Source organism: Sphingomonas parva (ex Maeng et al. 2020) (assembly GCF_004564275.1).
Lineage (GTDB): Bacteria > Pseudomonadota > Alphaproteobacteria > Sphingomonadales > Sphingomonadaceae > Allosphingosinicella > Allosphingosinicella parva.
Window position 1 is genome coordinate 54,798 of record NZ_SPDV01000008.1, and the last position, 13,988, is coordinate 68,785.

9 protein-coding genes are annotated in these 13,988 nt (G+C 68.9%); 6 read left to right on the plus strand and 3 right to left on the minus strand.

Translation table 11 applies throughout. The features are described 5' to 3' along the window. The first annotated feature begins 479 nt into the window (after positions 1–479). The 6 genes from proS (at position 480) to E2493_RS05335 (ending at position 9,985) form a co-directional block, all read left to right on the plus strand. On the plus strand, positions 480–1,784 hold the full coding sequence (gene proS / locus E2493_RS05310; protein ID WP_135084473.1) for a proline--tRNA ligase: 1,305 nt from the start codon (positions 480–482) through the stop codon (positions 1,782–1,784). Continuing rightward, on the plus strand, positions 1,781–3,031 hold the full coding sequence (locus tag E2493_RS05315; RefSeq protein ID WP_135084475.1) for a lipoprotein-releasing ABC transporter permease subunit: 1,251 nt from the start codon (positions 1,781–1,783) through the stop codon (positions 3,029–3,031). The genes proS and E2493_RS05315 overlap by 4 nt, the downstream gene beginning before the upstream one ends. Beyond that, positions 3,024–3,695 carry an ABC transporter ATP-binding protein gene (locus E2493_RS05320; RefSeq protein ID WP_135084477.1) on the plus strand — a complete coding sequence of 224 codons (672 nt, stop codon included), beginning with the start codon at positions 3,024–3,026 and terminating at the stop codon, positions 3,693–3,695. Before E2493_RS05315 ends, E2493_RS05320 begins: the two co-directional genes overlap by 8 nt. 86 nt (positions 3,696–3,781) lie before the next feature. Continuing rightward, positions 3,782–4,693, plus strand: coding sequence for a lysozyme inhibitor LprI family protein (locus E2493_RS05325; RefSeq protein WP_225421162.1), 912 nt, complete (start codon positions 3,782–3,784; stop codon positions 4,691–4,693). A gap of 83 nt (positions 4,694–4,776) precedes the next feature. Then, a complete protein-coding gene (gene dnaE, locus E2493_RS05330; protein WP_135084481.1) occupies positions 4,777–8,250 on the plus strand; it encodes a DNA polymerase III subunit alpha in 3,474 nt (1,157 codons plus the stop codon). A gap of 100 nt (positions 8,251–8,350) precedes the next feature. Next, positions 8,351–9,985 (plus strand): long-chain fatty acid--CoA ligase, encoded by a 1,635-nt coding sequence (locus E2493_RS05335; protein WP_135084483.1) that lies wholly within the window; start codon positions 8,351–8,353, stop codon positions 9,983–9,985. Between the two features lie 207 nt (positions 9,986–10,192). Here the strand turns inward: E2493_RS05335 and E2493_RS05340 are convergent, their stop codons facing one another. The 3 genes from E2493_RS05340 to E2493_RS05350 all read right to left on the minus strand — a co-directional run bounded on the left by E2493_RS05340 (position 10,193) and on the right by E2493_RS05350 (position 13,975). Then, the gene (locus tag E2493_RS05340; RefSeq protein ID WP_135084485.1) at positions 10,193–11,269 is read right to left on the minus strand and encodes a PA0069 family radical SAM protein; all 1,077 of its coding nucleotides are present in this window, start codon (positions 11,267–11,269) and stop codon (positions 10,193–10,195) included. A gap of 175 nt (positions 11,270–11,444) precedes the next feature. Beyond that, positions 11,445–13,196: a lytic transglycosylase domain-containing protein gene (locus E2493_RS05345; protein WP_135084487.1), complete on the minus strand. Its 1,752-nt coding sequence runs from the start codon at positions 13,194–13,196 to the stop codon at positions 11,445–11,447. After that, positions 13,193–13,975, minus strand: coding sequence for a uracil-DNA glycosylase (locus E2493_RS05350; protein ID WP_135084489.1), 783 nt, complete (start codon positions 13,973–13,975; stop codon positions 13,193–13,195). Before E2493_RS05350 ends, E2493_RS05345 begins: the two co-directional genes overlap by 4 nt. Between the last annotated feature and the right edge of the window lie 13 nt (positions 13,976–13,988).

Genomic DNA, 13,988 nt, shown 5'->3' on the forward strand with positions numbered 1-13,988 from the left:
GCGGCGCGCGATGCGAGAAAATCGGCGGTGCGGCCGAATGTTTCGCATCCGCGCCGGATCCCGCGGCGGGCCCAAACGACAAGTGCCCGGGCATCGCTGCCCGGGCACCCGCGTGACGATTGCTCGTCAGCCCCCTTTGGAAGAAATCGGCCCGCACGCAGTCCCACCTCGCATAGGCTTGCGGGGCCGAAGCCTCCCCGAACCGAGGCCTTCGCCACTTGTTCGGTGAAGCCTTGCTAGGCGAAGCGGCGCCCGATTGTCACGATCCTATTCAAGGGGTTGTGGCAAAATGCCGACGGCCTGTGTCAGGAATGCCACAGCGGTCCGGCCGCGCGCGGGGGAGGGCGGTTGCCTAAAAGGGGGCGCACCCGTAGAGCGTGATGTCTCAGGTGGAAACGCCGCGCGGTTCCGCCGAGGCATTGATCAGATCTTTCCCGGCCTGCAGGCTCGACCCCCTTCAACGGACGAACGTCACCACGATGCGCCTTTCCCGCTATTTCCTGCCCGTCACCAAGGAAACGCCCGCCGACGCCCAGATCGTCAGCCACAAGCTGATGCTGCGCGCCGGACTGGTCCGGCAGACCGCCGCCGGCATCTATGCCTGGCTGCCGCTCGGCCTGAAGGTGCTCCGCAACATCGAGAGGATCGTGCGCGAGGAGCAGGATCGCGCCGGCGCCGTCGAGCTGCTTATGCCGACGGTGCAGTCGGCCGACCTGTGGCGCCAGTCGGGCCGCTACGACGCCTACGGGCCCGAGATGCTTCGCTTCCTCGACCGGCACGAGCGGGAGATGCTCTACGGGCCGACCAACGAGGAGATGATCACTGCGATCTTCGCCGAAAGCGCGCGCTCCTATCGCGATCTCCCCCGCACGCTCTACCACATCCAGTGGAAGTTCCGGGACGAGCGCCGCCCGCGCTTCGGGGTGATGCGCGGCCGCGAGTTCCTGATGAAGGACGCCTACAGCTTCGATCTCGACGAGGAAGGGCTGAAGGCGAGCTACGAGGCGATGTTCGTCGCCTATCTGCGCACCTTCGCGCGTCTCGGCCTGCAGGCGGTGCCGGTGCGCGCGCCGACCGGTCCGATCGGCGGCAACCTCAGCCACGAATTCCACATCCTCGCCGACACCGGCGAAAGCGCCGTCTTCTACGACGCCGCGATCGAGGAGATCACCCGCGAGGAGCTCCTCGCCGCCGACGCGTCGACCATCGCGAAGCTGACCGGCCTCTATGCGATGGAGGAAGAGGAGCATGCCAAGGTCGCCGATTGCCCGGTGCCGGCCGATCGGCTGCGCACCCGCAGGGGCATCGAGGTCGGCCACATCTTCGCCTTCGGCACCAAGTACAGCGCCAGCATGGGCCTGTCGGTCCAGGCGAAGGACGGCAGCCAGGTGCAGCCGCACATGGGCAGCTACGGCATCGGCGTGTCGCGCCTGATGGGGGCGATCATCGAGGCCAGCCATGACGAGGGCGGCATCGTCTGGCCGGAGAGCGTGGCGCCGTTCCGCGTCGGCATCGTCAACATGCGGGCCGACGATCAGGCCTGCACCGAGGCCTCGGACGGGCTCTACCAGGCGCTGCAGGCCGCCGGCGTCGAGACGCTCTACGACGATCGCGACGAGCGTGGCGGCGCCAAGTTCGCCACCATGGACCTGATCGGCCTGCCGTGGCAGCTGGTCGTCGGCCCCAAGGGTCTTGCCAGGGGCGTGGTCGAGCTCAAGAACCGCGCGAGAGGCGAACGCGAGGAGCTCTCGATCGAGAGCGCGCTGGCGAGACTGTCTCGGTGATCCTCAACCGCTACGAGCGGATGATCGCCCGGCGCTATCTGCTGCCGGGGAAAGGCGAGGGGTTCATCTTCCTCGTCGCCTCGATCAGCCTCGTCGCCGTGATGCTCGGCGTTGCCGCCCTGATCATCGTGATGAGCGTGATGAACGGCTTCCGCGCCGAGCTGTTCGACAAGATCGTCGGCCTGAACGGCCATGCCGTCATCCAGGGTTATGGCGGGCGGCTCGACAATTGGCAGGACATCGTCCGCCAGGCGCGGGCGACTCCCGGGGTCACCGACGCGGTGCCGCTGATCGAGCAGCCGCTGATGGCGAGCTATTCCGGCCGGGTCGAGGGCGTGATCGCCCGCGGCATGCAGCGCCAGGACATCCTGCGCAATCCCGTCCTCCAGGGGAAGGTGCTCGCCGGCTCGCTAGACGCGCTCCAGCCGGGCTCGAACAACGTCGCGATCGGCGCCCGCCTGGCCGAGGCGCTCGGCGCCAGCGTCGGCGGGCAGATCTCGCTGATCAGCCCGGACGGGCGGACGACGCCGTTCGGCACGGTGCCGCGCATCGTCTCCTACAACGTCGCCGCCGTGTTCGAGGTCGGGGTCTACGATTACGACAAGGCCTTCGTGCTGATGCCGATCGAGGACGCCCAGACCCTGCTCCTGCTCGGCGACGCGGTCGGGATGGTCGAAGTCCAGACCGTCGATGCCGACCGGGTCGGCGAGATCCTCGAGCCGCTGCGGCCGGCGGTCAGTGGACGAGCGGTGATCGCCGACTGGAGGACGCTCAATTCCTCGCTGTTCGAGGCGCTGCAGGTCGAGCGCGTGGCGATGTTCGTCGTCCTCTCGATCATCATCCTCGTCGCCGTGTTCAACATCCTCTCGTCGCTGATCATGCTCGTCCGCGCCAAGACGCGCGACATCGCCATCCTGCGCACTATGGGCGCCACCCGCCGGGCGATGATGAAGATCTTCATGACCGTCGGCGTGACGATCGGCGTGCTCGGCATCCTCGCCGGGCTGGTCCTCGGCGCGATCTTCCTGTTCTTCCGCCAGTCGGTGGTGAATTTCGTCCAGTTCGTCACCGGCCAGAATCTCTGGGATCCGTCGATCCGCTTCCTCACCGAATTGCCGTCGAAGACCGATCCGTTCGAGGTGCTGGCGATCGTCGTGATGGCGATGCTGTTCAGCTTCCTCGCCACGCTCTACCCGGCGTGGAAGGCGGCGAGCACCGATCCGGTCCAGGTGCTCCGCTATGAATGAAGTAATTTCGGTTCGCGGCCTGCGCCGCAATTTCGAACAGGGCGGCGTGACCATCCACGTCCTGCGCGGCGTCGATCTCGACGTCCGCAAGGGGGAGATCGTGGCGCTGCTCGGCCCCTCGGGCTCCGGCAAGTCGACGCTGCTGCAAGCCGTCGGTCTGCTCGAGGGCGGGTTCGAAGGCTCGATCCGTATCGCCGGCGAGGAGGCGGCGGCGCTCGACAATGACGGCCGCACCCGCCTGCGGCGCGACGCGCTCGGCTTCGTCTATCAGTTCCACCATCTGCTGCCGGACTTTACGGCGGCCGAGAACGTGGTCCTGCCCCAGCTCATCCACGGTGCCACGCCCGACGCCGCCGCGGCGCGCGCCGAGATCCTCCTGTCGTCGCTCGGCCTCGGCCACCGCCTCACCCACCGCCCGAGCCAGTTGTCGGGCGGCGAGCAGCAGCGCGTCGCGGTGGCGCGCGCGCTCGCCAACCGGCCGGCGCTGGTCCTCGCCGACGAGCCGACCGGCAATCTCGACGAGAGCACGGCCGACGTCGTCTTCGCCGAGTTCCTCCGCCTCGTCCGTGACGAGGGCAGCGCCGCACTGGTCGCCACCCACAACGAGCGGATCGCCGCGAAGATGGACCGCGTCGTGCGGCTTCACGAGGGCGTGCTCGAATAGCTTCGGCCGCGCCGCCGGTGAAAATCGGCGAGCGCCTGACCCGCCTGGGCTTTCGTGCGTTTGGGGCCGCAGTGCCCAACGATGGAGTGTCACGCTTCGTGCGCAGTGCCCTTTCGATCGCCCTCGCTTCGTCCTTGGTGCTGCTCGGCGCGTGCGACTGGATGCGGCCGAAGAAGGCGCCCGGAGAGAAGAGCGAGAAGCAGCTCGCCGCCGAGGAGCAGGAGGCGCTGCGCAAGACCTGCGCGTCGGAGGCCACCTACGACCGGTTGAAGGCTCTAGTATTCGATCAGGCCGCCCGCATCCGTAATCGTGACGCGCGTCTGCTCGATCCGATCGCGGCCGGCTCGGTGGTCCGGATGGAGGATCCGGTGGTGAAGAGTCGCGACGAGACGCTCGGCGTCACCGTCTGCACCGGCCGCTTCATCCTCGAGCTTCCGCCCGGAACGGAGAACGCCTTCGACGGCATGCGGCGGGTCTCCGCCGACGTCGAATATTCGGCCCAGGCGGCAGCTGACGGCAGCGGCCTCGTCTACCAGATGGATGGCGCGGAGCCGGTCGTCTACCGCCTCGCCATCTTCGATCTCGCCCGGCCGAGTCCGGTCGAGCTTCCCCAGCCGAGCGCGCCGCCGGCCGCGCCGCCCGAGGTGGCATCCGTGCCGGCGAAAGGTCCCGCGCCGGCCGTGCCGCCGGCGCCCGAGACTCGCCGCCCGGAAGAGCCTGCACAGCCGGCGAGCGGCCCCAGCTTCAACTGCCGCTACGGCCGCTCGAACTCGGAGCGGATGGTCTGCGGCTCGCCCGCGCTCGCCGCCAAGGACCGGCAGATGGCGTCGATCTATTATGCCGCCATGGCCCGGGTCGATCCGGCCGCCCGTGCGCACCTGCGCCGCAGCCGCGACTGGTTCCTGCAGCGGCGCGAGCGCTGCGGCTCCGAGGAGTGCGTGGCGGCCGCCTATAATGCGCGCATCGCCGAGATCCGGAGCATCGCGGAAGGACGCTAGGGCAGGCCGGCAAGCCCCCGATTTCCTGTGGAAAAGCCGCCGCCGCTATTCCCATCCCGGGCCCTTCTGCCCATAACGTCGCCATGGCCGCGCCTTACGTCCCGCTTCGCATCTTCTCCTGCTACACGATGCTCGAAGGCTCGATCGAGCCGAAGGCGATTGCCAAGCAGGCGAAGAAGCTCGATCTGCCCGCGGCGGCGCTCACCGATCGCAACGGCCTCTATGCGGCGATGGCGTTCACCGATGCCTGCAAGGGCGAGGGGGTACAGCCGGTCGTCGGCACGATGCTGGGCGTGGCGCGGCCGGGCACGCCCGAAGGGAAATCGCCGATCGTCGACTGGCTGGCGCTCTACGCCCAGAATGCTGCCGGCTATGACAATCTCTGCGCCCTGGTCTCGGCCGCCCATCTTGACCGGCCGGTCGAGGAGGAAGCGCACGTCCCCTTCGCCTTCCTCGAAGGGCGCACCGACGGCCTGATCGCGCTGACCGCCGGCGCGGAAGGCGCGCTCGCCCGGCTGATCGCCGAAGGACAGGACACAGCCGCCGAGCAAGTGCTCGAAAGGCTGGAGGCGCTGTTTCCGAACCGGCTCTACATCGAGCTCAGCCGCCGCGGCGAGGCGGTCGAGGAGCAGGCCGAGACGCGGCTGATCGACCTCGCATTTGCGCGCAGCCTGCCGCTGGTCGCGACCAATCCCGCGCGCTACGCCGAGGCGCACTTCCACCAGGCGCATGACGCGATGCTGTGCATCGCCCAGTCGAGCCAGATCGATCGCGACGATCGCCAGAAATCCTCGCCCGAAGCGTGGCTGAAGCCGGCCGCCGAGATGCGCCGCCTGTTCGAGGATCTGCCGGAGGCGATCGAGAACACCGCCGTCGTCGCGCGCCGCTGCGCCTTCGGCGCGCCGAAGCGCAAGCCGATCCTGCCGAGCATCGCCGGCGATCTCGAGGGCGAGGCGAAGCAGCTGCGCGAGGACGCTTATGCCGGTCTCGAGGCCCGCCTTGCCCCCTACGAGGGACTCTCGGCCGAAGAGCGCCAGGCCTATTTCGACCGGCTCGATTACGAGATCGACATCATCGTCCGGATGGGCTTCCCCGGCTACTTCCTGATCGTCGCCGACTTCATCAAATGGGCGAAGGAGCAGGACATCCCGGTCGGGCCGGGCCGCGGCTCCGGCGCCGGCTCGGCGGTCGCCTGGGCGCTCACCATCACCGATCTCGATCCGCTGCGGCTCGGCCTGCTGTTCGAGCGCTTCCTCAACCCGGAACGCGTCTCGATGCCGGACTTCGACATCGACTTCTGCGAAACCCGGCGCGGCGAGGTCATCCGCTACGTCCAGCAGCGCTACGGCGCCGACAAGGTGGCGCAGATCATCACCTTCGGTAAGCTGAAGGCGCGCGCGGTGCTGAAGGACACGGGCCGCGTGCTCCAGATGTCCTACGGCCAAGTCGATCGCCTCGCCAAGCTGGTGCCGAACCATCCCACCGATCCCTGGACGCTCGAGCGGACGCTGAACGGCGTCTCGGAATTCGCCGCCGAATACAAGAACGACGCCCAGGTCCGGCGCCTGATCGATCTGGCGATGAAGCTCGAAGGGCTGCCCCGGCACAGCTCCACTCACGCCGCCGGCGTGGTGATCGGCGATCGCCGGCTCGATGCGCTGGTGCCGCTCTACCGCGATCCCCGTTCCGACATGCCGGTCACCCAATTCGACATGAAATATGTCGAAGGCGCCGGCCTGGTGAAGTTCGACTTTCTCGGCCTCAAGACGCTGTCGGTGCTGCAGAAGGCGGCGCATCTCCTCAGGAAGCGCGGCATCGAGGTCGCCTTCGATCGGCTCGCCTGGGACGACGAGGAGGTCTACAAGCTCCTCCAGCGTGGCGAGACGGTCGGCGTGTTCCAGCTCGAATCGGAAGGCATGCGGCGGACGCTCGCCGCGGTGAAGCCGACCAACTTCGAGGACATCATCGCGCTCGTCTCCCTCTATCGGCCGGGTCCGATGGACAACATCCCGACCTTCGGCGCGCGCAAGAACGGCCGCGAGCCGATCGAATATCCCCACGCGCTGCTCGAGAACGTGCTGAAGGAGACCTACGGCATCTTCGTCTACCAGGAGCAGGTGATGGAGGCCGCCAAGGTCCTCGCCGGCTACAGCCTGGGCGAAGCCGATCTTCTCCGCCGCGCGATGGGCAAGAAGATCAAGGCCGAGATGGACGCCCAGCGCGAGCGCTTCGTCACCGGCTGCAAGGCGAACCAGATCGAGAAGGCCAAGGCCAACGAATTGTTCGACTTGATCGACAAGTTCGCCGGCTACGGCTTCAACAAGAGCCACGCCGCCGCTTACGCGCTCGTCGCCTATCAGACTGCCTGGCTGAAGGCGCATCATCCGGTGGAATTCTACGCCGCGTCGATGTGTTTCGACATGCACCAGACCGACAAGCTCGCCATCTTCGTCGAGGACATGCGTCGGCTCGAGGTCGAGTGCCTGCCGCCCTGCGTCAACGCCAGCGAGGCGGAGTTCGACGTCGAGCCGCACGGCGAGGGGTTCGCCGTCCGCTACGCCCTCGGCGCGCTGAAGGGCGTCGGCGAGAAAGCGATGGAGCAGCTCGTCGACGAGCGGAAGACCAAGGGGCGCTTCAAGTCGCTCGACGATTTCGCCGAGCGGGTCGATCCGCGCCTGCTCAACCGCCGCCAGATCGAGAGCCTCGCCGCCGGCGGTGCGTTCGATGCGCTGGCGCCGAACCGCGCCGCCGTTTTCGCCGCGGCCGAGACCATCCTCGCCCATGCCGCAAGCGCGGCCGACGAGCGCGCGAGCGGCCAGGGCGGCCTGTTCGGCGGCGAGAGCAATGTCGTGCCGATCCGCATGCCGGTCGCCGCGGCCTGGTCGATGGCCGAGAGCATGGCGGCCGAGAAGGAGGCGTTCGGCTTCTATTTCTCAGCCCATCCGGTCGATCGCTTCCGCCATCTCGCCGAGGCGCACGGTGCGCGCAGCTTCGGTGCGCTCTGCGCAATGCCGGCGCCGCCCGACGGCGGCCGGTCGAACGGCGTCATGGCCGGCCTGATCGAGGATGCCCGCTGGCGGACCTCGGCGCGCGGCCGCCGCTATTTGATGGCGACGCTGTCCGACGCGTCGGGCCAGTTCATCGCCACCGTCTTCGACGACGATGTCGCCGAGCGGGTGGAGGAGGGCGCGAAGAGCGGCGCCTGCGCCCTGCTCACCGTCGAGCTCGATCGCCGGCCCGGCGAGGACACGCCGCGAGTGACCATCAAGCAGCTGCAGATGTTCGACAGCCTGTCCAAGCGCGCCCGCCTGCAGCTCGAGGTCGAGGTGGAGGATGCCGCTGCGCTCCGCCGCCTCGCCGAAGCGCTGGCGAGCGAGCGCGGCGGCAGCGGCGATCTGCGCCTCAAGGCGCGCTTCGACGGCGGCAATGCCGAGGTGCTGCTCGGCCGCGACTACCGCCTCGATGCGGATCTTGCCGCCCGTATCGAGCGCATTCCCGGCGTTGTCGTGGCGCGTCTCTCGGCGGCTCCCGCGCCGCGGCTCGCGCTGGTCTCCTGAGGGTACACGTCGCCAGCACCACATACCGCTGAACGGAGTGTGGGTGCCCGCTTGTGCTTGCTCCGGGACCGCATACACTCTCCTCGCAAAAGGAGAGACGATGCTCGGAGGAATGCAGGACTGGCCGCTCCGCGTCACGCGGATCCTCGATCATGCGGAGCGCGAGCACGGCACGCGCGATATCGTCTCCCTCTATGCCGACGGAACGAGGACGCGGACCGACTGGCGGGGCATCGCCCATGACAGCCGCAGGGTCGCCCAGGCGCTCGAGCGGCTCGGCATCCGCCGTGGAGAGCGGGTCGCGACGCTGGCGATGAACCACGCCCGCCATCTCGCTGCCTGGTACGGCACGATCGGCGTGGGCGGCGTCATCCACACGATCAATCCGCGCCTGTTCGACGATCAGCTCGTCTACATCGCCAACCATGCCGAGGATCGCGTGCTTTTCTACGACGCGGCCTTTGCGCCGATCGTCGAGCGGCTGAAGCCCCACTGGACCAGCATCGAGCATTTCATCTGCTTCGATCCCGCCCCGGGCCGCGAGGGGTTCGAGGACCTGATCGCGGGCGAGAGCGGCGACTATTCCTGGGTGGAAGGGGACGAGCGCGACCCCTGCATGCTCTGCTACACCAGCGGCACCACCGGCAATCCCAAGGGCGTGCTCTACGAACATCGCTCGACCGTACTCGAGGCGATGGTAATCAGCTCCGGAGACGTCTTCGATCTCAGGGCCAGCGCGGTGGTGCTGCCGGTCGTGCCGATGTTCCATGCCGCCGCCTGGGCGCTGCCGTTCGCCAGCCCGATGGTCGGCGCGAAGATGGTCTTCTCGGCCGATTACACGCCGAGCGTGATGTGCGATCTGCTGCGCGAGGAACGCGTCACCCATACGGCGGGCGTGCCGACCGTATGGCTGGCGCTGATCAACCATGTCGAATCGACCGGCGCCGATCCCGGCAACCTGAAGATCGTCCACATCGGCGGCGCGGCGGCACCGCGCGCGATGATCGAGTGGTTCCGCGGCCGCGGCATCCGCGTCGGCCACGCCTGGGGCATGACCGAGATGTCGCCGCTCGGCACCTGCGGCGCGCCGCCGGCCCATTGGGAGGAGCTCGGCGACGAGCAGCAGCTCGATTATTTGTGCCGGCAGGGACGGGCGCCGTTCGGCGTCGAGCTGCGCATCGTCGACGACGCAGGCAATGTCCTGCCGCGCGATGGCATCACCTCCGGCCGGCTGCAGGCGCGGGGCCCCTGGGTGATCCAGCAGTACTTCCAGGACCAGAACGGCCCGATCGCCGACGCGGACGGATGGTTCGACACCGGAGACGTCGCCATCCTCCATCCCGACGGGGTGATGCAGATCACCGATCGCGCGAAGGACGTGATCAAGTCCGGCGGGGAATGGATCAGCTCGATCGAGCTCGAGAATGCCGCGATCGGCTGCCCCGGCGTTGCCGAGGCGGCCGCGGTCGCCGTGCCCCATCCCAAATGGGACGAGCGGCCGCTGCTGCTCGTCGTCCGGAAGGAGGGTTCCGACGTCGGCCCGGACGCGATCCGCGCCCATCTTGCCGGCCAGGTCGCGAAATGGTGGCTGCCCGACGAGATCCTGTTCGTCGAAAGCCTTCCCCACACCGCCACCGGCAAATTGCTTAAGACGGCAATCCGGGAGCAATACAAGGACTACCGGCTGGGCGTGGCGGGGGAGCCACTGTCCGTGGCGCAAGCTAGCCGCGCCTGAGCCGCGCACCCCATATTCGTTTCCTCGTCGGAGGCCGGGGCCTCAGCCCGGAAGAGGCGGAGGACTCAAGGGCGCGCTCCATTTGCGCCGCGGGAACTCTCCCTGGGACTCCGACAATAGTCCATCCTGAGCGCCGCCACAGGCGGCGTCGAAGGGCCGGGGTGACAATCGGGACGGGGATGACCTTCGGGGATTGATCCCGAAAGGTCACAGCAATCGCAGCTGCGGCCCCTGTGGCGGGACGAACAGGTCGGTCCGAAGCTTCTTCTTCTCCCTGTTCAGCCCGTGCTTGGCCGCCGCCACCCTCAGCCTGGTCGCCATCAGCTCCGCCCAGGGGCCGAAGCCCTGCAGGCGGGTGAAGAAATTGGGATCGTTGTCGCGGCCGCCGCGCAAGGCGCGGATGATGTTCATCACCTTGTCGGCGCGGTCGGGGAAATGCTCGTCGAGCCAGGCCCGGAACAGCGGCGCGACCTCGTGGGGCAGGCGCACCGGCAGGAAGAAGGTGCCGCTGGCGCCCGCTTCCGCCGCTGCGGCGACGATCTGCTCGACCTCATGATCGGTGATCCCCGGCACCACCGGCGCGATCGCCACCGTGACCGGGATCCCCGCCGCGCTCAGCGCCCGCACTGCGGCCAGCCGCTTGCGCCCGGACGGCGCCCGCGGCTCGAGCGTCCGCGAGATGTCCGGCGTCAGCGAGGTCACCGAGATCGCCACCGAGGCGAGGCCGTCCGCCGCCATCGGCGCGAGGATGTCGATATCGCGCGTCACCCGATCCGAGTTGGTGGTGATGGTCAGCGGATGCCGGGTCTCGGCGAGCACCTCCAGCACGCTGCGCGTGATCCGCCATCTCGCCTCGATCGGCTGGTAGGGATCGGTGTTGGTGCCGAGCGCGATCGGCCGCACGTCGTAGCCGCTCTTGCCGAGCTCGGTGCGCAGCAGCGCCGCGGCGTCGGGCTTGGCGAACAGCTTCGATTCGAAGTCGAGGCCGGGGGAAAGGTCGTGATAGGCGTGGGTCGGCCGGGCGAAGCAATAGATGCAGCCGTGCTCGCAGCCGCGGTACGGATTTATCGAACGATCGAAGCCGATGTCAGGCGAGGTGTTGCGGGTGATGATCGTCTTCGGCTTCTCGACCGTCACCGTCGTCCGGAGCGGCGGGGGGCCGTCGTCCAGCGCCTCGCGCGCATCCAGCCAGTCGCCGTCGGCCTCCCGCACGGGAAGGTTGAAGCGCGTCGGCGTCCGGTTCTCGGGCGCGCCGCGGCCATGACGCACGTCGGGGCGACTCATCCGGGAACCATGCGCCCCGAACAAGAACAAAGCAAGAACTTTGCGGCCTAGACCATCCTGCTCGAACACCGTTCGGCCCGAGCTTAAGGCCGCACCTTCTCCTCATCGGGGTTCCGAAAGGCAAGGCGGGCTTCAACGGGCTCCGCCCATACGGGTTTACATTTGCTGAGGCGCTTCAGTCCGCGCCGCTGGCGAGCTCGCGATTGCCCTGCAGCCGGACTCCGGCGGCGCCGGCCATGCCGGGGAATTTGGGCCAAAGGCCCTGGGCCAGCGCGTGCCGGCTCGGCGAGCTCTTGCCGTTCGCCTGGTCGTAGACCCAGTAATTGCGCAGTACGATCGGCACGTAGCCGCGCGTCTCCCAATAGGGGATCGACTCGATGTAGAGCAACGGGTCGCTCTGGTCGGTCGCCCGGAAGTTCCACTCGCCGATCGGCTTCGGTCCGGCATTGTAGGCGGCGATCACCTTCGGCAGCAGGCCGCCTGTCTCGGCGCGATCGCGGAGGAACTCGATGTAGCTTTGCCCGTACTCGAGGTTCGGCCCCGGCTGGCCGAGCTCGTCGCGGCTGAACGCCTGGCCGCGGCTGCGCGCGATGTCGCCGGCGGTGCCGGGCCGTACCTGGAGCAGGCCCTGGGCGCCGGCCGGACTCACCACCTGAGTGCGGAAGTTCGACTCCTGCAGCGCATGGCCGAAGACCAGCGCCTGGTCGACCCGCCAGCCGCGGGTCGGGCTCCAGTCCGGCCGCGGGTAGCGTGCGCCGAGGTTCACCGAGGTGCCGCGCGGCGCATTGTGGGCGAGCCAGAACTGGGTGGAGGCGAGGTTGAGGTCCGCGGCGAGGTGGAGGAGGGCGTGATGGTCGCTCGGCCCGCCGATCCGCGCCTGGTGGCGGATGAAGCTGTCGGCGAGATTGGTCTCGCCGATCTCGGCGAGCGCGATCGCGGTCCTGACGTTCGGCTTGGTCGCGATGCCGCGCCACTCGGCGTCGCGATAATCGTGCAGGCCCACATAATTGGGCGTGCGGATGCCGAGCGCGGTCGCCGCCAGCATGCCGTAGAAGGTTTCCTTGAGCCGGGCCGCGCTGCGCAGCTGGGATTGGACCCGCTCGGGCCGTCCGCAGATCATGTCGGCGCGCGATGCCCAATAATGGCCCGCGGCGGCGAGCTCGACGTCAGTGGCACGCCCGCCGACGGTGGCGAACGCCTCGGCCGCGGCCTTGCAGTCCTTCATCCGCCAGGCGGCGAGGCCGGAGGTCCAGGCGGCGTGCAGCACGAACTCGCCGCTGCCCTGCCGCGCCTCATCGGACAGCCGTCGCGCGTCGGCGGAATTGCCGATCAGATAATGGGCCCAGCCGATCCTCTGGAGGAACTCGGTGCGCGCTTGGGGTGCGAGCATCACTTCGCGCTCGCGCAGCAGGGCCTCGGCCTCGGCCGGCCGGTCGGCGACGATCAGCGGCTGAACCAATTGGTCGAGCTCGGCGGCGAGGGGATCGTTCTTGCTGCCGCTCTGGGCACGGGCCCGGCGAGGCTGGCCGCCCTGCCAGATCAGTGGCTGGGCCTGCGGGAGGACGGGGAGGGCGGTGGCGCCGCGCGTCGTGGCGAGCCGCGAAAGCTGCTCGGCGCCGGGCAGCTCCGGCGCCTTCTCGAGCAGCGCCAGCAGGGGCTGGAGCTCGACCTTTGGACTGTTCTTGGCGAGATAGAGCTCGGCGCGCGCAGCGGCGTGGAGGGGCCCTTCGGCCAAAGCGTCGAGCTTCGCGGCCGCGCCGGCCCAGTCCTCCGCCCGGATCGCCGCGAAGATCTCGCGATAGGCGGTGCGCTGGTCGGCCGTCAGCTGGGCCGGCACGGCGGCGCGCGCGGCGGCGGCGCTCTCGGCGAGGGCGGGAGCCGCCGGAAGCGCGATGGCGGCGGCGAGGAGCAGGGCTCGAAGCCTCATCCTTTCACCTCTTCGATCAGCATCTGGAGATCCGCCCAGGCCAGCGCCTTGTGGGCCGGATGGGTGAGGAGGAAGGAGGGCGGGAGCGAGACCAGCGCCTTGATCGGCCCCGATTGCGTCCGCACCTCGTGCCAGCGGCCGCGCGCCTGCGCCATTGCCAGGCCGGTCAGCGCCTTGGAGCAGGCGTCGCCGAGCAGCAGCAGCGCCTTGGGCTGGACCAGGCCGGCGTGGTGGAGCGCCAGCGTCGTGCAATTGCGCGCCGCGTCGCTGGCCAGTCGGCCGTCGGGCGAGCGCAGGCAGGAGAGCGCGGCAAGATAGATGCTGTCCCGGTCGCGTCCGATCGCCGCAAGCATCCGGTCGAACAGGCGCCCGCTCTCGCCGGAAAGCAGCGTACCGGTCGTGCAATCCTCGGCCGAGGGCATGTCGGTCATGATCATCAGCCCGGACGCCGGATCGCCCGCGGGGCAGACTCGCGGCGCGGCCGGCGCGGCGAAGCTCAGCCGGTCGCTGGTGCGCAGCCATGCCTGGAAGAGATCGAGCTGGTCGGGCAGGGCCTCGGGCGGCGCGTCCGCGGGCGCCGCGGGCGGGGTGGCGCGGGCGCGGGATGCCGGCGCCTCGGGCGCCGGCGCCGTCGTCTCGAAGACGGCGGGACGAACGGGCTCGGGGCGCAACCAGTCGCGCGGCTGCTCGTCGATGAGAACATCGACGCCCGCGTCCGACCACCATTGCAGGACGCTCGCCGCGTCCGCAGGGGATAATGGATCGTTGCCCCGCTCCATCCTCGGCCATCAA

Bases quoted from the DNA above. Each gene is read 5' to 3' on its own strand.
- E2493_RS05350 (WP_135084489.1), bottom strand. From the start codon at position 13,975: ATGGAGCGGGGCAACGATCCATTATCCCCTGCGGACGCGGCGAGCGTC.
- E2493_RS05345 (WP_135084487.1), bottom strand. From the start codon at position 13,196: ATGAGGCTTCGAGCCCTGCTCCTCGCCGCCGCCATCGCGCTTCCGGCG.
- proS (WP_135084473.1), top strand. From the start codon at position 480: ATGCGCCTTTCCCGCTATTTCCTGCCCGTCACCAAGGAAACGCCCGCC.
- E2493_RS05335 (WP_135084483.1), top strand. From the start codon at position 8,351: ATGCTCGGAGGAATGCAGGACTGGCCGCTCCGCGTCACGCGGATCCTC.
- dnaE (WP_135084481.1), top strand. From the start codon at position 4,777: ATGGCCGCGCCTTACGTCCCGCTTCGCATCTTCTCCTGCTACACGATG.
- E2493_RS05340 (WP_135084485.1), bottom strand. From the start codon at position 11,269: ATGAGTCGCCCCGACGTGCGTCATGGCCGCGGCGCGCCCGAGAACCGG.
- E2493_RS05320 (WP_135084477.1), top strand. From the start codon at position 3,024: ATGAATGAAGTAATTTCGGTTCGCGGCCTGCGCCGCAATTTCGAACAG.